Below are 22,333 nucleotides of genomic sequence, written 5' to 3'. Positions count from 1 at the left end.
CACCCCCCGTGACGGTCCGGCGCTCTCGGGTGCCTAGTAACTCCGCTCGCCCACCACATTGCCCGGCGGCGAATAGCGGCACACCAGATAATCGTCGCGTTCGTTGCTCGCCATCGCGCATCCCACCGCGGTCGAATTGCGCCAGACGATCTGCGTGTAGTGCGCGACATCCTCATATTTGCCGGTGCGGCTGAACGCGGGCGTCACGCCGTTGACGAAGTCCTTCCGTTCGGCAACCCAGTGGCCGATCATCTCGGGATAGGCATAGGCATAGCGCGTGCCGGTCCACAGATTCTCGCCCTCGCGGCCGGGCCCCTGAACCTGATGCGCGTGCGCAAATTTGCGCGTGTTGGCCATTTCCTCGGCATAGGCGCGCGCGGTGGTCGCCAGCGTATCGCTCCATATCAGCGGCGGAACACCCACCGCCGCCCGCGCGGCATTATGCCCGTCCATCATCGCCGCCTTGAGAAGCGCAGGCCCGCGGGGCGCCGGCGCCTGCGTCTCGCGCCGCTCCACGACGCGTTCCGGCCCCTGCGCGCAGCCTGCGGCAAGCAACGCCGCCGCAACTGCCAGACCCAACCGAACCGTCATTACGCTTCCTTCTGTCGCTCCGTGCGACCATATGCGCGAGATAATGCCCCCGATCGAAACGCCAAGCCCCGCCCCGCCGCCTTCGGGGGACCTCGCGCTCTACGTCCATTGGCCGTTCTGCGTGTCGAAATGCCCCTATTGCGACTTCAACAGTCATGTCCGTGATGGCGTCGACCAGGCGGCGTGGCGCGCGGCGCTGCTCACGGACCTTGCACACGAGGCGTCGGTCCTGCCGGGACGCAAACTCCAGTCGATCTTTTTCGGCGGCGGCACGCCCTCACTGATGCCGCCCGCAACGGTCGCCGCGATCCTCGACGCCGCCGAACGCGCCTGGGGCTTTGCCGAGGGAATCGAGATCACGCTCGAGGCCAATCCCTCCTCGGTTGAGGCCGCGCGCTTCGCCGACCTGGCCAGTGCGGGCGTCAACCGCGTGTCGCTGGGATTGCAGTCGCTCGACGATCAGGCGCTGAAATTCCTCGGCCGCGCGCATGACGTGAACGAGGGGCAGGCGGCGCTGGCGACCGCGCAGAGCGTCTTTCCGCGCGTGAGTTTCGACCTGATCTATGCGCTCCCCGGCCAGCGGCTTGCCGACTGGCGCGCCGAACTCGCGCGCGCGCTGAGCTTCGGGACCGAGCATCTGTCGCTCTATCAGCTCACCATCGAACCCGGTACGCGGTTCGCGACCGAAGCGCTGGCGGGCCGCATCGTCATCCCCGACGGCGACAGCGCAGCCGACCTGTTCGAGGCGACGCGCGCCGACACCGCCGCCGCCGGGCTCCCCGCCTATGAAACCTCGAACCACGCGCGACCGGGGTCGGAGAGCCGGCACAATCTCGCCTATTGGCGCTATCAGGATTATGCCGGGATCGGCCCCGGCGCGCATGGCCGCCGCGGTGGCCTGGCGACGGTGCGTCGCAAGAAGCCAGAAAACTGGCTCACCGCGATCGAGCGCAACGGCCACGGGATGGAGGTCGAGGACCCGCTCACCCCCTCGACGCGCGCGACCGAGGCGCTGTTGATGGGACTGCGCCTGGCCGAGGGAGTCGATCTCGACCGGATCACGCGGCTCAATGGCGGCGCGATGCCGGTCGATCTCGCCGCGGTGGCGCGGCTCGAAGCGCTCGGGCTGATCGCCCACACGCCGGGCCGGCTGCGCGTGACCGATGCGGGTGCGCTCCTGCTGGACGCGATCCTGCCGGAGATCGTGACGGCGTAACGCCCCCACCCATGTCATTCCCGCGGAGGCGGGAAGCCAGACTGGCTAGCCGCGCGACTCGAATCGCAACCGATCATCCGTATGGATCCCCGCCTCCGCGGGGATGACGAACGGAGTCGGCGTCAGCCGCCGAAGCCGCTCGGCGCGGGCGAGACAACAGTGGTGGTCCCCCCGCGGATTTCCTTCACCTCCAGCGCGCGCTCGGCGACATTGTCGCGGCCGAAGCGGAACGCACCGTCGATGCCCGAAAAGCCGTCGCCATCGCGCAGCCGCGACACGGGGAACGCGGTCCCCGGCTTCCAGTCGCGCGCGATCCGCACCGTCAGCAGCACCGAATCATAGCCGAGGCTCGACAGGCGGTACGGCCCGCTGCCGAAGCGTGCGCGGTATTTGGCGGCATATTGCCGGTACAGCGTATCCGACACGCTAGCATACCAGGCGCCGTTCAATGCCGGCTTGGCGGCGACGCTCGATTCGGAATTCCACAGCTCGGTGCCGAGGATCCGGGTCGATGCGCCCGCCCCGCGCTTCACCAACGCCGCCGCCGACGCCGCGGTAGAACCACTGTCGGCGATCAGCACGGCGTCATAGGGTGCCTTCGCCGCGAGCCGCGTGACCGCCCCCGACACGCCACCGGCGGTCCGGCCATAGGTCTGCAGCGACACGACCTGGCCGCCCGCCCCCTCGACCGCGCGGAGGAATGCGGTCGAGGCGCGCTCGCCATACAGTCCGTTCGGGACCAGCCCGGCAAAGTTCGACACGCCGCGCTCGCGCGCGAAATCGACGACGCGCGAAATCGACTGGGTCGGCACATAGCCCATCAGATAGGCGCCGTTGCCGGCCACCCCGAGATCGTTCGAGAAGCTCAGCACCGGCACGCCCGCCGCGCGCGCGATCGGCGCGACCGTGCGCACGTCCTCGGACAACAGCGGCCCCAGGATCAGCTGCGCACCCTCTGCGATCGCGCGCTGGGCCGCAGCCGCGGCACCCGTCGCGGTATCGTAATTGGTGATCCGCACGCGCTGGTTCTGCGTGTCGAGCAGCGCCATCATCGTCGCATTGGCGATCGACGTGCCGACCCCCGCATTGCTTCCCGACAGCGGCACGAGCAGCGCGACGCGGTTGCGCTCGGCATCGCGCGGGATGCCGGTCTCGACCCCGATCGTGGGCGTGTCGGCAGGACGGGTGGTGGGGCGCTGCTGCGACGGCTCGACGGGACCGCGCGGGACGATCGTCTGGCACGCGCCCAGCAGGCAGGCCATCGTAAGTGCCGCCGAGCGCCCAAACGCGCGCATCCGGTGCCGGGCCGATTGCCCTATCGTCGCTGCGTCTGCCATGACAATCCCCATGAACCCTGAAACTCCACTGAACCCCGGCCTTTACATCGTCGCGACGCCGATCGGCAATCTCGGTGATCTGTCGCCGCGTGCCGCCGATATCCTCGCGCGTGCCGACGTCGTCGCGGTCGAGGACAGCCGCGTCACCGCCGGTCTGCTCCGCCATGTCGGGACCAAGACGCCGATGGTCCCCTATCATGATCACAGCGCCGAGGGCGTCCGCCCCGCGCTGATCGCGCGGATGGCGACCGAGGCGGTGGCGCTGGTGTCCGACGCGGGCACGCCGCTGATTTCCGATCCCGGATTCAAGCTGGTGCGCGACGCGCGCGCGGCGGGGCATCTCGTGGTGACGATCCCCGGCCCCTGCGCCGCGGTCGCCGCGCTCACGCTGGCGGGCCTGCCGACCGATCGCTTCCTGTTCGTCGGCTTCCTGCCGTCCAAGGCGCATGCCCGGTCGGAGGCGATCGCCGAGATCGCGACGATCCGCGCGACGCTGGTGCTCTACGAATCGGGTCCGCGTCTCGGTGCCAGCCTTGCCGCGCTCGCCGAAGGACTCGGCGACCGTGAAGCGGCGGTCACGCGCGAGATCACCAAGCGGTTCGAGGAGGCGGTGACCGGTACGCTGACGACCCTCGCCACCCGCTACGCCGACGCGCCGCCGCGTGGCGAGATCGTCATCGTCATCGCGCCCCCCGGCGACGCCCCCCCGGCCAGCGCGGAGGACGCCGACACGGCGCTGGCCGATGCCCTCACCCGCCTCTCCACCGGCCAGGCCGCGAGCGAAGTTGCGAAGGCACTCGGGCTCGACCGCAAGACGCTCTACGCCCGCGCGCTCGAACTGAAGGCGAAGGGGTGACCCTCCCGGCCCCCCGCCCCTCCCGCAGGCGGACGGCGAGCACCGCCGATCGACAAGTCGCGGAAGCTGCGGGGCGGCGCGGGGAGCGGCTGGCCGGCTGGTGGCTGCGACTGAAGGGCTGGAGCATCCTCGACCGTCGCGTCCGGACGCCTGCGGGCGAGGTCGACATCGTCGCGCGCAAGGGGACGCTGGTCGCGTTCGTCGAGGTGAAGACGCGCGCGACCGCCGCCGAACTCGACTTCGCGATCGACGAGCGGCGGCTCGCGCGGGTCGCCGCGGCGGCAGAGTTTTTGATGCCGCGCTATGCCGGACCCGGCGACGATATCCGCGTCGACGTGATCCTGCTCGCCCCCGGCACACGCCCCCGCCATATCGAGAATGCATGGATCGGCTGAGCGGGTCGGGTGACTTGCGGCCCGCGCGCACCTACATGCGCTCGACCGCATAGAAGGAAGACGCATGAGCCTCACCGTCGCCGTCCAGATGGACCCGCTCGACAGCATCAATATCGCGGGCGATTCGACCTTCGCGCTGATGCTCTCCGCACAGGAGCGCGGGCATCGCCTGTTCCATTACGCGGCGGAGGATCTCAACTACCGCGACGGCCGGGTCTGGGCGAAGGCGCACCCTGTCACCGTGCAGCGCGTGACCGGCGATCACTTCAGCGTCGGGGAGCCGGTGAACCTCGATCTCGGCGACGAGGCCTCCGTCGTGCTCATGCGGCAGGACCCGCCCTTCGATCTCGGCTACATCACCGCGACGCATCTGCTCGAGCGGATCGCCGGCAAGACGCTGGTCGTGAACGACCCCGCACAGGTCCGCAACGCACCCGAAAAGGTGTTCGTGCTCGACTATCCGCAGTTCATGCCGCCAACGCTCGTCACGCGCAGCCTCGACGAGGCGCGCGCCTTCCTGGCCGAACACGGCGCGATCGTGATCAAGCCGCTCCACGGCAATGGCGGCAAGGCGATCTTCAAGGTCGAATCGGATGGCGCCAACCTGTCCGCGCTGATCGAGGTGTTCAACATGACGTGGCGCGAGCCGCACATGGTCCAGGCGTTCCTTCCCGACGTGGCCAAGGGCGACAAGCGCATTGTTCTGGTCGACGGTGAAGTCGCCGGCGCGATCAACCGCCTGCCGGGCGAGGGTGAGATCCGCTCCAACCTCGCGGTCGGCGGCTCGGCGGAAAAGACCGAGCTGACCCCGACCGAGCGCGAGATCTGCGCGGTCCTCGGACCGGAACTCAAGAAGCGCGGGCTGCTGTTCGTCGGCATCGACGTGATCGGCGGCAAGTGGCTGACCGAGATCAACGTCACCTCGCCCACCGGCATCGTCGCGATCGAACGGTTCGACGGTACCGACGTCTCCGCGATGATCTGGGACGCGATCGAGGCGAAAGTCGCGGCGCGGTAGGAAAACCACCATCCCGGTTCAGGCCGGGATGGTGCGACCGCGCTGTCGAGGGAACACATGCGGCCTCCCGGAAGTATCGGTTAGCCATGACCGAATTCATCATCAACCTGATCGCCTGGGGCGGCTATTTCGGCATCTTCCTGCTGATGGCGCTCGAGAATATCGTGCCCCCCGTGCCGTCCGAGGTGATCATGGGGCTAGGCGGCATTGCCGTCGCGCGCGGCCATATGGCGGTCGTGCCGCTGATCGTCGCGGGGACGGTCGGATCGGTCGCGGGCAATTACTTCTGGTATTATATCGGCCGGAACATCGGCTACGAGCGCTTCCGCCCGTTCGTCGAGCGGCATGGCCGCTGGCTGACGATCGAATGGTCCGACATCGAGAAGGTCCATCGGTTCTTCGTGAAACGCGGCGGCTGGGTCATCTTCGTCTTCCGCTTCATGCCGACCTTCCGGACGATCATCTCGCTGCCGGCGGGGATGACGTACATGCCGTTGTGGAAGTTCGTGATCTGGACCGCTGCGGGCAGCGCGATCTGGAACACCGTGCTCGCCTATGCGGGCATCCTGCTCGGCTCGCGCTTCCAGCAGCTCGACCGCTATGTCGGCCCGGTTTCGGTCGCGACGTTCGTCATCATCGCGCTGGCCTATGGCTGGCGCGTGCTGACATGGAAGCCGAAAGGCTGACCCTGCGCTACGCCCGCGGATGCGCGTTGCGGTACACGTCCATCAGATGCGCGGCGTCGACCTGCGTATAGATCTGCGTCGAGCTGAGGCTCGCATGGCCGAGCAGCTCCTGCAACGCGCGCAGGTCCGCCCCGCGTCCCAGCAGATGCGTCGCAAAACTGTGGCGCAGTGCGTGCGGCGTCGTCCGCTCGCCCAGCCCGAGCCGCCCGCGGGCCCCGCGAACCGCCCGGCGCACGATCGCGGGGGCGAGCGGGCCACCCTTCGCGCCCCGGAACAGCGGCTCCCCCGGCACCAGCGCCCAGGGGCACGCTGCGACATAGGCCTCGATCGCGGTCCGGACCTGCGGCAACAGCGGTACGATCCGCGTCTTGGCGCGCTTGCCGGTCACCGACAGCGTCTCGCCGAGCGGCAGGATCGCCGGCGTCAGCAGCAGCGCCTCGCCGATTCGCAGCCCCGCGCCGTATAGCAGCATCAGCACCGCCCAGTCGCGCGCGCCGATCCACGGCTCGGCAGCGTCGTCGGCGACCTCCCCGGCCAGCGTTACCGCCTCGGCCGGCGAGATCGGGCGCGGCACGCCGCGCTGGACCCGCGGCCCCTTCAGTCGCGGCGGTTCGGCATCCGTATTCGCCCATGCGAGGAAACCGCGCACCGCGGACAGCTCGCGCGCCGCCGATGCATTCCCCAGCCCCTGCCCTCGCCGATAGGCCAGATAGGCGCGAAGATCCGCCGTGCTCGTCCGGCCCAGCGCCGCGCGGTCGACCGCCCCCGCCCAGTGCCCGACGAGGAACGCCGTCAACCGCTCGGCGACTGCGCGATAGGCGCGCACCGTGTGCACCGACCGCATCCGGTCCCGCGCCAGATGCGTCGCCCAGAGCATCGACGGGGGAAGCGTGTCGGGTGAGGTCATTCCGGCATGCTAGAGCGTTTGAACGACAAAGAAAATTAACTAACGCAGGCCTATTCGAAGACATGTCGCTCCCCGAGTCCGCCCCTCGCGAAATGCCCGGATCACCATCGCGTTTTGCTTCGGCCGACGAGGAACGCCGGGTGGCGACGCTCAACGCGCTCGCGCTGCTCGATACCGAACCGGAGCGCGAATTCGACGCGCTCGTCGCGCTGGCAGCCGAAATGCTCGACTGCCCCAGCGCGATGATGACGCTGATCGATCGCGACCGCTTGTGGATCAAGGCCGCCAATGACGGTGAACGCGGCGAGATCGCGCGCGACGTGACCATGTGCAACGTCACCATTCAGGGATCGGCGCCGCTGGTCGTGGAGGACCTGTCGGGTGATTCGCGATTCGCTGCCAACCCCCTGGTTGCCGCCTCCGACGGGGTGCGATTCTATGCCGGTGCCCCGATCCACGCGATCGCCGACGACGGACGACGTCACCCGATCGGCGCGCTGTGCGTGCTCGATACCCATCCACGCAGCCTGAACGCGGCCGGGCGGAAAGCGCTTGTGCATCTCGCCACGCTTGCCGAAGCGGCGATCGCCGCGCGGACCGCGGCAATGCAGGCGCTGGCGATCGCGGTGACCGCGGATCGCCAGTCGTCCGTTCTCGCTCGCCAGGACCGCATCTTCCGCCAGGCCGAGCGGATGGCGGCAATCGGATCGTGGCGGGTGCTGTGGCCCGACGGTCCGCTCGAATGGTCCGACGGCGTCTTCCGGATCCACGAGCTGCCGCTTGGCGCGCAACCCGACCCGTCCAAGGCGATCGATCACTATCCCCCCCATGCCCGCGAACAGATCGCGCAGGCGCTCACCGACGTCATCCGCACCGGCGTCCCGATCGATCTCGAACTCGACTTCACCACTGCGCTGGGCAATCCACGACGCGTGCGCGTGCAGGGCGAGCTCGAACATGCGGCCCAGCGCAACGTGGACGGTCCCGTCGCGATCGTCGGCATCTTCCAGGACGTGACCGATCGTCACGCGCTCGAACTCACGCTGCGACGCACGGCCGAAACCGATGCGCTCACCGGCCTCGCCAACCGGGCCGCGTTTGACCGGGCGCTCGACGCGGCCATCACGCGTGCGCGTGCGGAAGCGACGCCGTTGCTGCTCGCGCTGGTCGATCTCGACGGGTTCAAGGCGATCAACGATACGCTTGGCCACAACGCGGGCGACGACGTGCTGCGCGGCGTCGGCCAGATCCTGCAGGCGCCATGGCTCCGCGGCAGCCTCGCTGCCCGGCTTGGCGGTGATGAATTCGCGGTGATCGTCGACGACCCCGCGCTGGTCGGTGCACCCGACGAGATCGTCAGTCGGCTGCAGGAGGCGTTGCAGGTGCCGGTCTCGGTCGACGGCCTGGCGATGATCAGCGCGGGCACGGTCGGCATCGCCGCGCTCGAACCCGATTGCCAGACGGTCCGTGATTTCGTCCACCGCGTCGACATCGTCCTCTACCGCGCCAAACGCGAACGGATCGGCGAACGGCGCCGCGCCGCCTGATCGGGTTCACCGCGATGCGCGCCGCGACGACGACCACACGCCGCTAAAAGGTTTCCGTCGAGTCGATCTGCCCCCATATGCGTCGGCCATGTTGTCGCGCGCCCGTGTCCTGATCCTCAACGCCGCCCTTGGGCCGCTCGACTACCGCGTGCCCACGGGCATGGACGTCGCGCCCGGATCGATCGTCGTCGCGCCGCTCGGCCCGCGCCAGCTGCTCGGTGTGGTGTGGGAGGCGGAGCGGATGCCGTCGGATGCGGAGGTCGGCGACAACCGCCTGCGCAATCTGCTCGCGGTTGCGGACGTACCGCCGCTCGGTGCGCCGCTTCGCCGGCTGATCGAATGGACCGCCGATTATTATCTGGCGCCCCCCGCCTCGGTGCTGCGGATGTCGCTCGCCTCGACTTCCGCGCTCGAGGGCGCGCGCACCGCGACCGAATATCGCGCGACCGGCACGATCCCCCCGCGCCTGACGCCGCAACGCGAACAGGCGCTCGAACGGATCGGCGACCGCCAGGGCCTGATCCGCGAGCTGGCGCAGCTCGCCGAGGTGAGCGACGCGGTCATTCGCGGTCTCGTCAAGGTCGGCGGGATCGAGGCAGTCGAGGTGGATATCGACAGCCCCTATCCTGTCCCCGACCCGCTGCATCACGTCCCCTTGCTGTCGCCCGATCAGCGCGCAGCGGCGGACTCGCTCGTCAAAGGCGTCGCCGACCACATCTTCACGCCGACATTGCTCGACGGCGTGACCGGTTCGGGCAAGACCGAGGTCTATTTCGAGGCGGTCGCGCAGGCGATCCGCGACGGCCGCCAGACGCTGGTGCTGCTGCCCGAGATCGCGCTGACCGAGCCGTTCCTCAAGCGCTTCCACGACCGGTTCGGCTGCGAGCCGATCGCGTGGCATTCGGGACTGCGGTCGACCCAGCGACGACGCGCGTGGCGTGCGATCGCGAGCGGCGAGGCGCTGGTCACGGTCGGCGCACGCTCCGCGCTGTTCCTGCCCTATCGCGATCTTGGCCTGATCGTCGTCGACGAGGCGCACGAGACCAGCTTCAAGCAGGAGGAAGGCGTGCATTATCATGCGCGCGACGTCGCGGTGATGCGCGGCAAGTTCGAGGGATGCCCGGTCATCCTCGCCTCCGCCACGCCCGCGATCGAGACCCGCCAGCAGGTCGCGACCGGCCGCTATGCCGAACTGAAGCTGCCCGGCCGGTTCGGCGTGGCGGAGATGCCGACGATCGAGCCGATCGACCTGATCAAGGAGCCGCCCGAGCGCGGTCGCTGGCTCGCCCCGCGGCTGGTCCAGGCGATGCAGGCGACACTGGAGAAGCGCGAACAGGCGCTGCTGTTCCTCAACCGCCGGGGCTATGCACCGCTGACGCTGTGCCGCACCTGCGGGCACCGGTTCCAGTGTCCGAACTGCACCGCGTGGATGGTCGAGCACCGGCTGACGCGGCGGCTCGCCTGTCATCATTGCGGCCATGCCGAGCCGACGCCGCGCGTCTGTCCCGAATGCCAGGGCGAGGATACGCTCGTCGCTTGCGGTCCCGGCGTCGAACGGATCGCGGACGAGGTCGCCGCGCTGTTTCCCGAGGCGAAGACCGCGGTCGTCACGTCGGACACGATCTGGTCGCCCGCCAAGGCAGCGGAATTCGTCGACCGGATGGAGGCGGGCGATATCGACATCGTCGTCGGCACGCAGCTGGTGACCAAGGGCTATCACTTCCCCAATCTGACGCTGGTCGGCGTGGTCGATGCGGATCTGGGGCTCGACGGCGGCGACCTGCGCGCGGCCGAGCGCACCTTCCAGCAGATCCGCCAGGTGTCGGGGCGTGCTGGGCGCGGCGAGAAGCCCGGCCATGTCTTCATCCAGACGCACAGCCCCGCCGCGCAGGTGATGCAGGCGCTGATCACCGGCGACGCCGACGCCTTTTATGCGGCCGAGACCGAGGCGCGTAAGGATGCGGGCGCCCCGCCCTTCGGTCGTTATGCCGCGATCGTCGTCACGTCCGAGGATCAGCGGTGCGCGCACGAAACCGCCAATCTCGTCGGGCGAAGCGCGCCGCAGGTCGAGGGGATGCATGTCTATGGCCCCGCGCCCGCACCGCTCGCGATGCTGCGCGGCCGGCACCGCTACCGCCTGCTCGTCCATGCGAAGCGCGCGCTCGACGTACAGGACGTCATCCGTGCATGGCTCGGCACGCTCGACTGGCCGTCCAAGGTACGCGTTACCGTCGACGTCGATCCCTATAACTTTCTCTGATACGACAGCAACCGACGCTTAACCGCTTGCACGCTATCCAGGGTGGATGTCGGCGCAGCGTGTTACCCCGATCCAATGGCTGCGCGCGCTGGCGGCGACGATGGTCGTCGCCGCGCATGCAGCGAACCTGGTCGATGCGGGTCCGGTCCGGATCACCGGCGCGTTCATCCCGTCGGTGCCCAATCTCTCCGTGGTCGGCATCAGCGGCGTCGATCTCTTCTTCGTCATCAGCGGCTTCGTCATGGCGCAGTCGCTCGCGACCGCACCACGCGATCCCTGGGGTTTTCTCGTCCAGCGCTGGCGCCGCATCGTCCCGCTCTTCGCGCTCGCCAGCATCGCCTATATCCTCGTCGCGACCGAGCCGCAGCCGGTCGAGGCGATGCTGATGTCGATCACCGTCCTCCCGCTGCTCGATGGCGCCGACTATCATCAGCCTTCGCTCTATGTCGGCTGGACGCTGGGCTTCGAATTTGCCTTCTACGCGCTCGTCGCACTCGCGATGACCGCCCGCCACCACAGGACCCGGTGGCTGCTGGTCGCGACGCTCACCGTTGCGCTGCTCGGCTGCATCGTCCAGCCCGGCTGGGCGCCGGCGCGGCTCCTCTTCAATCCGATGCAGCTGGAATTCGCCTTTGGCCTGCTCGTCTGGATCGCCTGGCGACGGGGCATCACCGCACCCGTCGCGGCGATGGCCACGGTTCTGGGAACCGCGCTGCTCGCTATCGGTATCGCCGTCGGGCTAGGTCCCGCGGTCTCGGGCGATGTCCAGGCGGCAGTCGCCGGCACCTCCGGTCTTGCACGCAGCTGGACCTGGGGGCTGCCCTGGGCGCTCGTCCTGCTCGGGGTGATCGACACGCCGGGTGGCGGCCGGTTCGACCGGATCGTCGCGCGGATCGGCGACGCCTCCTATTCGACCTATCTCGTCCACCCTTGCCTGATCGCGCTGCTGTGGCGCATCGGCGGGATGTTGCCGGAATGCCCGGCGCTGGTCTTCGTCGCGCTAGTCGTGACACTGTCGACGGTCGCGGGGCTCATCGTCCACCGCTGGATCGAACGGCCGCTGCTGCAGGTCTTAGCCCGGCCGCGCAAGGCGGCAGCGCCCGTCGCTACCGACGCGGCGCTCGCCTGAGGCGGTTTACTCGCCCGCCTGCTCGGCGAGGATGGTCAGGCCCTTGGCGTTGACCTCGGCGAAACCACCGCGGATCGCTATCGTCTCGGACGTGCCGTTCTGCGTCCGGTACACCTGCACGCTTCCGTCACGGACGGTCGACATGAACGGCGCATGGCCTTCCAGCACGCCGAAGTCGCCTTCGGTGCCGGGGACGACGACCATATAGACCTCCTCCGACCGGACGAGCTTTTCTGGCGTGACGAGTTCGAAATGCAGCATCTTGTTTGCCTTCTCCCTCTCCCGTCGGGGAGAGGGTCGGGGTGAGGGGCAGTACCGGGCGAGAGCGCTCGTGGCGGCCCCTCACCCCAACCCTCTCCCCCGAGGGGAGAGGGAGTAGCAGAGGCTTACGCCTCCGCAGCCATCTTCTCGGCCTTGGCGACCGCTTCGTCGATGCCGCCGACCATGTAGAAGGCGCTCTCGGGCAGGTGATCATACTCGCCCTCGACCACCGCCTTGAACGAGCGGACGGTGTCCTCAAGCTGGACGAACTTGCCGCTGATGCCGGTGAAGACTTCGGCGACGTGGAACGGCTGGCTCAGGAACTTCTGGATCTTGCGCGCACGCTGCACGGTGAGCTTATCCTCCTCGGACAGCTCGTCCATGCCGAGAATCGCGATGATGTCCTGCAGCGACTTGTACTTCTGCAGCGTCGACTGGACCGCACGCGCGGTGTCGTAATGCTCCTGGCCGACAACGCGCGGCTCGAGCAGACGCGAGGTCGAATCGAGCGGATCGACCGCCGGGTAGATGCCCAGCTCCGAGATCGCACGGTTGAGGTTGGTCGTCGCATCGAGATGCGCGAACGACGTTGCCGGTGCCGGATCGGTAAGATCGTCCGCGGGAACGTACACGGCCTGCACCGAGGTGATCGACCCCTTGTTGGTCGAGGTGATGCGCTCCTGCAGCGCGCCCATGTCGGTCGACAGCGTCGGCTGATAGCCCACGGCCGACGGAATGCGGCCGAGCAGCGCCGAAACCTCTGCGCCCGCCTGCGTGAAGCGGAAGATGTTGTCGACGAAGAACAGCACGTCCTGGCCTTCGACGTCGCGGAAATATTCGGCGATCGTCAGGCCCGACAGTGCAACGCGTGCGCGTGCGCCCGGCGGCTCGTTCATCTGGCCGAATACGAGCGCGACCTTCGAGCCTTCCGACTGCGGATTGCCGTCGGCGTCCTTGGCGATGACGCCCGCGTCGAGGAACTCGTGGTACAGATCGTTACCCTCGCGGGTACGCTCGCCGACGCCCGCGAACACCGAGGTGCCGCCGTGGCCCTTGGCGATGTTGTTGATCAGTTCCTGGATCAGCACGGTCTTGCCGACGCCGGCGCCGCCGAACAGGCCGATCTTGCCGCCCTTTGCATAAGGTGCGAGCAGATCGATAACCTTGATGCCGGTGACCAGGATCGCGCTCTCGGTCGACTGATCGACGAACAAAGGCGCCGATGCGTGGATCGGGGCGGTCTGCTCTGCGCCGACGGGGCCGCGCTCGTCGATCGGCTCGCCGATGACGTTGAGGATGCGGCCGAGCGTCTTCGGGCCGACGGGCACGCGGATCTGCGAGCCGGTGTCGGTGACGGTCTGGCCGCGGGTCAGACCCTCGGTCGCGTCCATCGCGATCGTGCGGACGGTGTTCTCGCCGAGATGCTGCGCGACTTCGAGGACGAGCCGGTTGCCGTTGTTATCGGTTTCGAGCGCCGACAGAATCGCGGGCAGGTTGTCGGGGAAATGCACGTCGACGACCGCGCCGATCACCTGCGAGATGCGACCCGTGTTGTTCGTTGCCGCCACTGGGGCGATGGTCTCTGGGGCGGTTGCCATTATCTGCTTCCTTGGGCTTACTTGAGCGCTTCGGCGCCCGAGATGATTTCGACCAGCTCGGTCGTGATCGCGGCTTGGCGTGTACGGTTATACTGGATCGAGAGGCGCGTGATCATGTCGCCCGCGTTGCGCGTGGCGTTGTCCATCGCGTTCATGCGGCTGCCCTGCTCCGACGCTGCGTTTTCGAGCAGCGCGCGGAAGATCTGGATCGCGACGTTGCGCGGCAGCAGATCGGCGAGGATCGCTTCCTCGTCGGGCTCGTACTCGACCACGGCTTCCGCCGGTGCGTTGGGTTTTGCCTCTGCGCCGGGGATGGTCGAGAGCGGCACGGGAACGATCTGGATGCCGGTCGGCACCTGGACCAGCGCCGACACGAACTTGGCGTAGAACAGATGCGCGACGTCGAACTGACCCTCGCCGAAGCGCTTGATCAGGTCCTCGGAGATCGCCTGCGCGTCGCTGAACGCGAGCTTCTTGATCCCGCCCATCTCGTGATCGGCGAGAATGTCGTTCGGGAAGAAGCGCTTGATCACACGCCCCTTCTTGCCGGCGACATAGAATTTCACGGTTTTGCCGGCCGCGATCAGCTCCTCGGCCTTGCGGCGTGCCGCACGGACGATGTTGGTGTTGAACGCACCGGCCAGACCACGCTCCGACGTCGCGATGACGATCAGATGGACCTGGTCCTTGCCGGTCCCGGCCAGCAGCGGCGATGCGCCCGGCGCGATGCCGACGCGCCCGGCAAGGCTCGCCATCACCGCTTCGAGCCGCTCGGCATAGGGCCGGCCGGCGACCGCTGCGTCCTGCGCACGGCGCAGTTTCGCAGCGGCGACCATCTTCATCGCCTTGGTGATCTTCTGCGTCGACTTCACCGAGCCGATACGGATCTTGAGTGCCTTGAGGCTCGCCATCTACGTCCCTTTGTTCCCCCGCGACGGCGGAGGCCCAGCCTGCCCCCGCATCAGCGGGGGCATGTTCTACTTATGCAAACGTCTTGGCGAACGCCTCGAGCGCTGCCTTCAGCTTGTCCTTCGCCTCGTTACCCAGATCGCGGGTATCGCGGATCAGCTTGAGCACATCGGCATGGTTCGCGCGCATGTCGGCCAGCAGTGCCTGCTCGTAACGGGTCACGTCGGCGACGGGCACCTTGTCGAGGAAACCGCTGGTGCCGGCGAAGATCGAAACGGTCTGCTCCTCGAACGGCAGCGGCGAGAACTGCGCCTGCTTGAGCAGCTCGGTCAGACGCGCACCGCGGTTGAGCAGCTTCTGCGTCGACGCATCGAGATCCGACCCGAACTGCGCGAACGCCGCCATCTCGCGATACTGCGCGAGCTCGAGCTTGATCGAGCCCGACACCTTCTTCATCGCCTTGGTCTGTGCGGCCGAGCCGACGCGGCTGACCGAGAGACCGACGTTGATCGCCGGGCGCACGCCCGAGAAGAACAGGTCGGTTTCGAGGAAGATCTGGCCGTCGGTGATCGAGATCACGTTGGTCGGGATGTACGCCGAAACGTCGCCCGCCTGGGTCTCGATGATCGGCAGCGCGGTCAGCGAGCCGCCGCCGTTCGCGTCCGACATCTTGGCCGCACGCTCGAGCAGACGGCTGTGGAGATAGAACACGTCGCCGGGATAGGCTTCACGGCCCGGCGGACGACGCAGCAGCAGCGACATCTGGCGGTAGGCGACGGCCTGCTTCGACAGATCGTCGTAGCAGATCAGCGCGTGCATGCCGCGATCGCGGAAATACTCGCCCATCGCGACGCCGGTATAGGGCGCGAGATACTGGAGCGGTGCGGGGTCCGACGCGGTGGCTGCAACGACGATGGAATATTCCATCGCGCCATTCTCTTCGAGCGTCTTGACGAGCTGCGCAACGGTCGAGCGCTTCTGGCCGATCGCGACATAGACGCAATACAGCTTCTTCGACTCGTCGTCGCCCGCGTTCGCGGTCTTCTGGTTGATGAACGCGTCGATCGCGACCGCCGACTTGCCGGTCTGGCGATCGCCGATGATCAGCTCGCGCTGGCCACGGCCGACGGGAACGAGTGCGTCGATCGCCTTGAGACCGGTCTGGACCGGCTCGCTGACCGACTGGCGCGGGATGATGCCCGGCGCCTTGACCTCGACGCGGCTGCGCTCGGTCGTGTGGATCGGGCCCTTGCCGTCGATCGGGTTGCCGAGACCGTCGACCACGCGGCCGAGCAGCTCCTTGCCGATCGGCACGTCGACGATCGTGCCGGTGCGCTTGACGATGTCGCCTTCCTTGATCTCCGAGTCAGACCCGAAGATCACGACGCCGACATTGTCGGCCTCGAGGTTGAGCGCCATGCCCTGCACGCCGTTCGAGAATTCGACCATCTCGCCGGCCTGAACGTTGTCGAGGCCGAAGATGCGCGCGATGCCGTCGCCGACGCTCAGCACCTGGCCGGTCTCGCTGACCTGGGCCTCGGTGCCGAAATTGGCGATCTGATCCTTGATGATCTTCGAGATTTCTGCGGCGCGGATATCCATGGTCAGCCTTTCATCGCCTGCGCGAGCGTGTTCAAACGAGTGCGGATCGACGAATCGATCATCTGGCTGCCGACGCGGACGACGAGTCCGCCCAGCAGCGATGGGTCGACGTTGAGGTCGACAGAAACTTCACGGCCGACCCGCTGGCGGAGCTGATGCTTCAGCTCGATCACCTGCTCTTCGGACAGCGGATGCGCAGAGGTCACTTCGGCCGCGATCTCGCCGCGATGCTGCGCAGCAAGCGTGCGATACGCCTTGATGATCTTGGCCAGCGCGCCGAGCCGGTGGTTCTCGGCCAGTACGCCCAGGAAATTCTTCGTGGTCGCATCGACGCCAAGCTCGTCGGCGACGGCGGAGATCGCCTTCACCGCCGCGCCGCGCGATACCATCGGGCTCGTCGTGAGGTCGCAGAGCGTGTCGGACTGCGCCAGCGCGTCGCGCACGGTCGACAGGCTCTGCTCGACCGCGTCGATCGTCTTGGCGTCACGCGCCAGTTCGAACAGGGCGAGCGCATAACGCCCACCTAAGCTCGCCTGGATAGCGCCGCCGCCGTTACCGGGAAGTGTCTCCACGGACCTGTCAATCCTCGTCTGAAACCGAATGTCGCCGTCCCACAAGGGAAGAGGGCGCGAAAGCACCTCTACCGGGACGCGGCGCGGGTAGCATCGGGTTCCACCATTGGCAAGCCGGGCGGGCGGCCGAGACGACTGGTTTGTGACTGTTTTGTCATCGGCAGATGGTTGGAAGGCCCACCTCACCCTCTTCGTCATCCCCGCGCAGGCAGGGATCCATATCCTCCGGACCCAGCGCATTCATCGCAGGGCCTGCCACTATGGGCTCCCGCCTCCGCGGGAATGACGATAATGGTCGGAACAGGATCACACGACAAGGAATCGGAATGACCGGCACGATGAAAAGCATGACGATGTCCGACGGCGCGACGATCGCGGTCTATCATGCGCAGCCGACAGAAGACCGTCGCGGCGGGCTCGTCCTCGTGCAGGAGATCTTCGGCGTCACCGACCATATCCGCGATCTGTGCGACGAATATGCCGCCGATGGCTATGAAGTGCTGGCCCCCGCCTTGTTCGACCGCGAACATCCGGGCTTCGAGGCGGACTATTCGGGTGACGGCCTGGCCCGCGGGATCGAGCTCGCGCGGCAACTCCACCCCTTCGAACTGTCGCTGACCGACGTCCAGACCTGCATCGACTCGCTCGCCCCCGCCGGGCCGGTGTTTGTCGTCGGCTATTGCTATGGAGGGTCGGTCGCGTGGTTCGCCGCAACCCGCCTCACCGGCGTGGCCGCCGCGAGCGGCTATTATGGCAGCATGATCCCGGCGGCGGCCGACGAGGAGCCCAAGGTCCCCGTCATCCTCCATTTCGGCCGCCACGATCACGGCATCCCGATGGACGGCGTCGAGCAGGTGATCGCCAAGGACTGGCCGAACGCGACCGTGAATGTCTACGAGGCGGGCCACGGCTTCAACTCGGATCGCCGCAAGGATTATCACGAGCCGAGCGCCGATCTGGCAAAGGCCCGCACGCTTGCGCTGTTCCACGCGAACGGCGGCTGACAAGCGCTGGCGTCTGCTCCCCGGTTTAACCGCAAGCCGCGGGATGCAGCACCCCGACCGACGCGCTACATCTTGGCCATGACGCACATCGCCCCAGATCCGGACACCGCCTGGACCGCCTTTGCCAACCGGGACCGGGCGTGGGACGGTCGGTTCATCGTCGCGGTGAAGACCACCGGCATCTATTGCAAGCCGAGCTGTCCGGCCCGCCATCCCAGACGCGAGAATGTCGTCTTCCTTGATGACCCGGCTAGCGCCCGTGCGGCCGGGTTCCGGGCCTGCCTTCGCTGCATCCCGGACTCCGTGGGCCGCGACCGGATCGCGGTCGCCGCCGCCGTCGCGCTGCTCGAAGCCACGGACGACCGCCTCTCGCTCGACCAGCTCGCGGCGCAGGCGGGCTATGCGCCGCATCATTTCCACCGGCTGTTCAAGCGCGCGACCGGGGTCACGCCGGCCGCCTATGCCCGCGGCCTGCGCAGCGCACGCGCCGCCGACGCGCTGACCCGGGAGGCGCACGTCGCCGCCGCGATCTACGATGCTGGCTATGCCGCGCCGAGTCGCTTCTACGCCGGCGCCGCGTCGCGCATGGGGATGCCGCCGAGCGTCTGGGCGCGCGGCGGCGACGGGGTCCGGATCCGCTGGACGATCGTCGCGACCAGCCTCGGTCCGCTGCTGATCGCCGCGACCGATACGGGGCTGTGCCGCGTGGCGTTCGACGAGGACGCGGCCGCCCTCGTCGCACGCTTTCCCAGGGCGATCGTCACGCCCGGCGATACGGCACTCGCCGATCTCGCGGCGCGCGTCGTCGCCAGCGTCGAATCACCCGAGCGCCAGCACGACCTTCCGCTCGACGTCCGCGGCACCGCGTTCCAGGAGGCGGTCTGGCAGGCACTCGCCTGCATCCCCGCGGGCGAGACGCGCACCTATACGCAACTCGCCGCTGCCGCCGGCACCCCGGCCGCGGTCCGCGCAGTCGGCAGCGCGTGCGGCGCCAATCCGATCGCCATCCTCATCCCCTGCCACCGCGCGCTTCGCACCGACGGGACACTCGGCGGCTACGCCTATGGCCTCGATCGAAAACGTGCGCTGCTGGCAAAGGAAGCGCAGCGCCAACCCGCCCCGTTACGAACACACGCAGGTAATCCCCAAACGCCGACATCGTGACGACGGTCGGGGTGCAGGCCCCCGCGCACCGCCCTCCCTGCTAGTTCGCCGGCGTCGGCCCCGACGGCGTCACCACGACCGTCTCCCCCCGTGCCTTTGCAAGCGCCAGCATCGCCGCGGGCCCCGTCACGCCGGTATCGAGGATCGCGATCAGCCGCGCCGCCGGGTTGTCCGCCGACTGGTGCGGATCATAGGCGAGCGGGCGCAGCGCGCGTCTGGCGGCATCGGTCTGACCATCCATGATCGCCTGCGCCGCGACCTTGAAGCGCAGCGCCGGGTCCTGCGGCACCAGCTCGAGCGCGCGACCGATCCCCAGGATCGCGGCCGCGCTGGGAGCCTCGCCCGCCGCGGCGAAGCTGTCATAATAGAGCGACAGCGCCTCGGCATCGTCCGGCGCCTGGCGATTGGCCGTGACGATCCAGCGCCGTGCCGCACTCCATGCTGAAGCGTCGCGCGGCGTCGCCGCAGCGGCGCGCCGCATCAGCACCTGCGCCTTGTACAGCATCGCCTGGCGCGACGTCGGATCGGCGGCGAGCGCGCGGTCGGCAGCACCCAGCGCCGCACCGTCCTGCCCCGCATCATACGCCATCTCGGCCAGCCAGCCCTGCGAGAGCGCATCGTCGGGATAGGCTGCCGCGATCCGGGCGGCGCGCGCGAAGATCGGTGAGGCGGTGGCACGGTTGACGCCGCGCTCCGACTGCATCCGCAGCTCGACCATCGCCGCGGCGCCCGGCGACAACGGAGTCACGACCACCGGCGCGACGGGCAGCTTATCATATGCGATCCGCAGCCCCGGGATGCGCGACTGGCGAAGATACGCATCGAGCGCCTTGTCGAGCGTGCGCAAGTCGCCGAACGCCGCAGTGGCCGCAGCAACGCTCGGCGTCCCCGCGTTCAGCGCGGTCAGATACTGCTGGAACTGCCGGTCGCGCGCCGCGTCGAACATCAGATAGTGCGTCAGCAACCAGCCGCGCCCGTACATCACCCCGCGCTGCTCGTCGGTCAGCTTCTGCCCGGTCGCGAACAGGGTCGCCGCGGGCACCGGCTTGGCCGCGAGCAGGCTGTACGCCCGGTGCTGCGCCGCGCCGCCGAGCTGGACATACTCCTTCTCGAACGCGGCGGTCGAGACGAACTCGGCATAGCCCTCGGAGAACCATGCCGGATAGGCGGCGGCGTAATTGCCAAGCAGGAAGTGATGCGCATATTCGTGAAACAGGACGATCTGCGGGATCCCGCCGCCGCGCGTCGAGCGGCTGCCGTCCCCGCCCTCGTCGATCCGCGGGGTGAAGGCGACCGACCCGCTCGCGCGCGGAAGGTAGAATCCGGCGATGCCGCGATCGCCGGACAATCGGCGGATCGCCGCGACATCGTTCGCGACATAGACGGTAACGCGGTTCGCGCCCTTCGCGCCGGTGCCCTCCGGGGTACGGTGGAGATGGCGGATCGCCCCGTCGAACTGCTCGAGCCGCGTCGCCATCGTCGTGAGCGCGGCGGGCGGCATGTCGGCATAGATCTCGAAATGATCGGAGGTCGCGCGCGCCCATTTCGCCGCCGCCGGCGTCCAGGACGCGACCAGTCCCGCCATGATCGTGACGCTCCACGCCACCCCATGCCTAACGCTGTGTATTACCCGCATCGCCATCCCCCTCGACCCCGCCATCCTGCCATGCGGATCGGCGCGTGCCGAGGGGGTAAACGAGACTCGATCAGTCTGCCGACGCGCAGGAATAGACGAGCTTCTCATTGGGCAGCGGCGGCAGCGTGGCCCGGACCGCCGACTGCTGACCGACCAGCCGCGTGATCGCCGCCGGATCGTTCGTGCACTGCCCCGGCGTGTCGCCACGCGCCGCCCGCGCCGCGGTCATCCCCGCCGCCGACATCAGATAGCGCGTATTGGCATAGGTGCGCGTCGCCGGGTCGAACGATAGTAGCGACACCGTCTGTTCGGCCTCGGGCACCAGCACGCGCTCCCACCGGCCATTGCCCGCGACATATTGCGTCTTGCCGTTGACGCAGCCGCCCGCGCCCCAGCCGAGCGGCACGTCTTCGCTCGACGAGATCGTGATCCGGCTCCGCTCGGGGATCAGCCGGCACATTAGCCGGCCGAGCGCCTTGTCCTCGACCACCGGCCCCGATCGCGCGACCGACGCCGTGGGAAGGTCGACCGCGCCCGACGGCCTGGCCACGAACACGACGACCGCCGCGACCACCGCGACGCCACCGCCTGCTGCCGTCCAGATCGCCGCACGCTGCCGGCCGCGCGATTCGAGCAGCCCCGCCGCACCGATCCCGAGCGCGCCTGCGACCAGCAGCAGCCCCGCGATCGCCATGACGTTCTCGCGCCGCCGCTCCGCCTCGATACGCGCCTGTTCCAGCGCGCGTTCACGCGATAGCGCCGCCTGCGTCGCCACATCACGCCGCGCCGCCGCCGCATCGGCCGCCGCGCGCACGTCTGCGTCGCTGTCCTGCCGCAACCGCTCCTCGATCGAGGTGCACGGCGTTCCGACCGCGCTATAGGGCTGCTTCGCCTCGCGCAGGAACGCGGCGAGTTCGGTATCCGCGATCGCGAAACCGAACGTCGAATCGCCTTCCTCGCCGCGCGTGATCGCGGAATTGACGCCGATCACCCGCCCGCACCGGTCGAGCAGCGGCCCGCCCGAATTGCCGCGTGCGATATTGGCGGTGTGCAACAGCACCTCGACATCGCTCAGACTGCGCCGGCCCGAGAACACGCCCTCCGACCGCACCGGGCTGGTCGGGCGGATATAGTCCGCGGCCGAGCGCGCGGTGGCGAGGTCGACATTGCCGGGAAAGCCCAGCGACACCACCGCCCCGCCCTCATCGATCGGTCCCGTATACAGCGCGGTCTGCGGCAGGCGCGCGCCGGTGAACTCGATCAGCGCCAGATCGCGCTGCACGTCATAGGCAATCACCTTGCCCTGATAGGATTTGTCCCCCTCAGTCGGCACAACGCCGACGACGACATTGTCGGGATAGCGTTCCGCCAGCTCGACGACATGCGCGTTGGTGACGATCCGGTTGGGCGCGACTGCGAAGCCGCTGCCATGACCGAAGCCGACGACCTGATCGTCGACCACCGCGATCGTCACGACACGCACGACCCCTCGCCCGGTCGCGCTGATGTCGTCGGCGCTGGCGGGGGCGGCGATGCCGATGAGCGCGGCGAGCGGAAGGGCGAGCAGGGATAGCAGGCGGATCAGCATGCGCCCCCCTTATCCGCCCGCGCGCCGCGGCAGAACCCGTTTCCGGACGCCGCGCGG

At 68.3% G+C, this 22,333-nt stretch carries 20 protein-coding genes; 10 read left to right on the top strand and 10 right to left on the bottom strand.

Annotated features, from left to right (window positions below):
* Positions 1–33: 33 nt before the first annotated feature.
* Complete coding sequence (locus IFT54_RS05345) at positions 34–591, bottom strand: CAP domain-containing protein (RefSeq protein ID WP_192069863.1); 558 nt, start codon at positions 589–591, stop codon at positions 34–36.
* A 43-nt stretch (positions 592–634) separates the two neighbouring features.
* On the opposite strand from IFT54_RS05345, the gene hemW reads away from it, so the two are divergent.
* Positions 635–1,807 (top strand): radical SAM family heme chaperone HemW, encoded by a 1,173-nt coding sequence (gene hemW, locus IFT54_RS05340; RefSeq protein ID WP_192069862.1) that lies wholly within the window; start codon positions 635–637, stop codon positions 1,805–1,807.
* A 122-nt stretch (positions 1,808–1,929) separates the two neighbouring features.
* Here the strand turns inward: hemW and IFT54_RS05335 are convergent, their stop codons facing one another.
* Positions 1,930–3,144, bottom strand: coding sequence for a penicillin-binding protein activator (locus IFT54_RS05335; protein WP_192069861.1), 1,215 nt, complete (start codon positions 3,142–3,144; stop codon positions 1,930–1,932).
* A 10-nt stretch (positions 3,145–3,154) separates the two neighbouring features.
* On the opposite strand from IFT54_RS05335, the gene rsmI reads away from it, so the two are divergent.
* From rsmI to IFT54_RS05315, 4 genes are all read left to right on the top strand, one after another.
* Entirely contained in the window at positions 3,155–4,000 is an 846-nt protein-coding gene (gene rsmI / locus IFT54_RS05330) for a 16S rRNA (cytidine(1402)-2'-O)-methyltransferase (RefSeq protein WP_243845804.1), read from the top strand.
* On the top strand, positions 3,997–4,395 hold the full coding sequence (locus IFT54_RS05325) for a YraN family protein (RefSeq protein ID WP_052149316.1): 399 nt from the start codon (positions 3,997–3,999) through the stop codon (positions 4,393–4,395). Before rsmI ends, IFT54_RS05325 begins: the two co-directional genes overlap by 4 nt.
* 64 nt (positions 4,396–4,459) lie before the next feature.
* Complete coding sequence (gene gshB / locus IFT54_RS05320; RefSeq protein WP_192069860.1) at positions 4,460–5,413, top strand: glutathione synthase; 954 nt, start codon at positions 4,460–4,462, stop codon at positions 5,411–5,413.
* 86 nt (positions 5,414–5,499) lie between these two features.
* Positions 5,500–6,099 (top strand): DedA family protein, encoded by a 600-nt coding sequence (locus IFT54_RS05315; RefSeq protein ID WP_031441513.1) that lies wholly within the window; start codon positions 5,500–5,502, stop codon positions 6,097–6,099.
* A 7-nt stretch (positions 6,100–6,106) separates the two neighbouring features.
* Here IFT54_RS05315 and IFT54_RS05310 read toward each other — a convergent pair whose 3' ends face one another.
* Positions 6,107–7,006 carry a tyrosine recombinase XerC gene (locus IFT54_RS05310; RefSeq protein WP_244648617.1) on the bottom strand — a complete coding sequence of 300 codons (900 nt, stop codon included), beginning with the start codon at positions 7,004–7,006 and terminating at the stop codon, positions 6,107–6,109.
* A gap of 140 nt (positions 7,007–7,146) precedes the next feature.
* Between IFT54_RS05310 and IFT54_RS05305 the strand changes: the two genes are divergently transcribed.
* The 3 genes from IFT54_RS05305 to IFT54_RS05295 all read left to right on the top strand — a co-directional run bounded on the left by IFT54_RS05305 (position 7,147) and on the right by IFT54_RS05295 (position 11,942).
* Positions 7,147–8,553 (top strand): sensor domain-containing diguanylate cyclase, encoded by a 1,407-nt coding sequence (locus tag IFT54_RS05305; protein WP_342354768.1) that lies wholly within the window; start codon positions 7,147–7,149, stop codon positions 8,551–8,553.
* An 88-nt stretch (positions 8,554–8,641) separates the two neighbouring features.
* Positions 8,642–10,813, top strand: a complete 2,172-nt coding sequence (locus IFT54_RS05300; protein ID WP_192069858.1) for a primosomal protein N' — start codon at positions 8,642–8,644, stop codon at positions 10,811–10,813.
* A 46-nt stretch (positions 10,814–10,859) separates the two neighbouring features.
* A complete protein-coding gene (locus IFT54_RS05295) occupies positions 10,860–11,942 on the top strand; it encodes an acyltransferase family protein (RefSeq protein WP_192069857.1) in 1,083 nt (360 codons plus the stop codon).
* 6 nt (positions 11,943–11,948) lie between these two features.
* Here IFT54_RS05295 and IFT54_RS05290 read toward each other — a convergent pair whose 3' ends face one another.
* The 5 genes from IFT54_RS05290 to IFT54_RS05270 form a co-directional block, all read right to left on the bottom strand.
* On the bottom strand, positions 11,949–12,203 hold the full coding sequence (locus tag IFT54_RS05290; protein ID WP_031441853.1) for an ATP synthase F1 subunit epsilon: 255 nt from the start codon (positions 12,201–12,203) through the stop codon (positions 11,949–11,951).
* Between the two features lie 125 nt (positions 12,204–12,328).
* Complete coding sequence (atpD, locus tag IFT54_RS05285) at positions 12,329–13,801, bottom strand: F0F1 ATP synthase subunit beta (protein ID WP_037530472.1); 1,473 nt, start codon at positions 13,799–13,801, stop codon at positions 12,329–12,331.
* Positions 13,802–13,818: 17 nt separating this feature from the next.
* Positions 13,819–14,712 carry a F0F1 ATP synthase subunit gamma gene (locus tag IFT54_RS05280; protein ID WP_056405313.1) on the bottom strand — a complete coding sequence of 298 codons (894 nt, stop codon included), beginning with the start codon at positions 14,710–14,712 and terminating at the stop codon, positions 13,819–13,821.
* Between the two features lie 70 nt (positions 14,713–14,782).
* A complete protein-coding gene (atpA, locus tag IFT54_RS05275; RefSeq protein WP_031394432.1) occupies positions 14,783–16,312 on the bottom strand; it encodes a F0F1 ATP synthase subunit alpha in 1,530 nt (509 codons plus the stop codon).
* A 2-nt stretch (positions 16,313–16,314) separates the two neighbouring features.
* Positions 16,315–16,884: a F0F1 ATP synthase subunit delta gene (locus IFT54_RS05270; RefSeq protein WP_342354767.1), complete on the bottom strand. Its 570-nt coding sequence runs from the start codon at positions 16,882–16,884 to the stop codon at positions 16,315–16,317.
* 326 nt (positions 16,885–17,210) lie between these two features.
* Between IFT54_RS05270 and IFT54_RS05265 the strand changes: the two genes are divergently transcribed.
* Positions 17,211–17,888, top strand: coding sequence for a dienelactone hydrolase family protein (locus tag IFT54_RS05265; protein ID WP_192069855.1), 678 nt, complete (start codon positions 17,211–17,213; stop codon positions 17,886–17,888).
* A gap of 78 nt (positions 17,889–17,966) precedes the next feature.
* Complete coding sequence (locus tag IFT54_RS05260; RefSeq protein ID WP_192069854.1) at positions 17,967–19,052, top strand: bifunctional transcriptional activator/DNA repair enzyme AdaA; 1,086 nt, start codon at positions 17,967–17,969, stop codon at positions 19,050–19,052.
* 40 nt (positions 19,053–19,092) lie between these two features.
* On the opposite strand, the gene IFT54_RS05255 is transcribed toward IFT54_RS05260, so the two are convergent.
* Together IFT54_RS05255 and IFT54_RS05250 are read right to left on the bottom strand one after the other, a co-directional pair.
* Entirely contained in the window at positions 19,093–20,658 is a 1,566-nt protein-coding gene (locus IFT54_RS05255) for a hypothetical protein (RefSeq protein WP_342354766.1), read from the bottom strand.
* A 100-nt stretch (positions 20,659–20,758) separates the two neighbouring features.
* Positions 20,759–22,276, bottom strand: a complete 1,518-nt coding sequence (locus IFT54_RS05250) for a S1C family serine protease (RefSeq protein ID WP_192069853.1) — start codon at positions 22,274–22,276, stop codon at positions 20,759–20,761.
* Between the last annotated feature and the right edge of the window lie 57 nt (positions 22,277–22,333).

This window comes from Sphingomonas sp. CFBP 13714 (genome assembly GCF_014842205.1).
GTDB lineage: Bacteria > Pseudomonadota > Alphaproteobacteria > Sphingomonadales > Sphingomonadaceae > Sphingomonas > Sphingomonas aerolata.
Note: the sequence above shows the minus strand (reverse complement) of the source record. Positions and strands in the feature narration are given on the sequence as shown.

Bases quoted from the DNA above. Each gene is read 5' to 3' on its own strand.
- IFT54_RS05345 (WP_192069863.1), bottom strand. From the start codon at position 591: ATGACGGTTCGGTTGGGTCTGGCAGTTGCGGCGGCGTTGCTTGCCGCA.
- hemW (WP_192069862.1), top strand. From the start codon at position 635: ATGCCCCCGATCGAAACGCCAAGCCCCGCCCCGCCGCCTTCGGGGGAC.
- IFT54_RS05335 (WP_192069861.1), bottom strand. From the start codon at position 3,144: ATGGCAGACGCAGCGACGATAGGGCAATCGGCCCGGCACCGGATGCGC.
- rsmI (WP_243845804.1), top strand. From the start codon at position 3,155: ATGAACCCTGAAACTCCACTGAACCCCGGCCTTTACATCGTCGCGACG.
- gshB (WP_192069860.1), top strand. From the start codon at position 4,460: ATGAGCCTCACCGTCGCCGTCCAGATGGACCCGCTCGACAGCATCAAT.
- IFT54_RS05315 (WP_031441513.1), top strand. From the start codon at position 5,500: ATGACCGAATTCATCATCAACCTGATCGCCTGGGGCGGCTATTTCGGC.
- IFT54_RS05310 (WP_244648617.1), bottom strand. From the start codon at position 7,006: ATGACCTCACCCGACACGCTTCCCCCGTCGATGCTCTGGGCGACGCAT.
- IFT54_RS05300 (WP_192069858.1), top strand. From the start codon at position 8,642: ATGTTGTCGCGCGCCCGTGTCCTGATCCTCAACGCCGCCCTTGGGCCG.
- IFT54_RS05295 (WP_192069857.1), top strand. From the start codon at position 10,860: ATGTCGGCGCAGCGTGTTACCCCGATCCAATGGCTGCGCGCGCTGGCG.
- IFT54_RS05290 (WP_031441853.1), bottom strand. From the start codon at position 12,203: ATGCTGCATTTCGAACTCGTCACGCCAGAAAAGCTCGTCCGGTCGGAG.
- atpD (WP_037530472.1), bottom strand. From the start codon at position 13,801: ATGGCAACCGCCCCAGAGACCATCGCCCCAGTGGCGGCAACGAACAAC.
- IFT54_RS05280 (WP_056405313.1), bottom strand. From the start codon at position 14,712: ATGGCGAGCCTCAAGGCACTCAAGATCCGTATCGGCTCGGTGAAGTCG.
- atpA (WP_031394432.1), bottom strand. From the start codon at position 16,312: ATGGATATCCGCGCCGCAGAAATCTCGAAGATCATCAAGGATCAGATC.
- IFT54_RS05265 (WP_192069855.1), top strand. From the start codon at position 17,211: ATGACCGGCACGATGAAAAGCATGACGATGTCCGACGGCGCGACGATC.
- IFT54_RS05260 (WP_192069854.1), top strand. From the start codon at position 17,967: ATGACGCACATCGCCCCAGATCCGGACACCGCCTGGACCGCCTTTGCC.
- IFT54_RS05250 (WP_192069853.1), bottom strand. From the start codon at position 22,276: ATGCTGATCCGCCTGCTATCCCTGCTCGCCCTTCCGCTCGCCGCGCTC.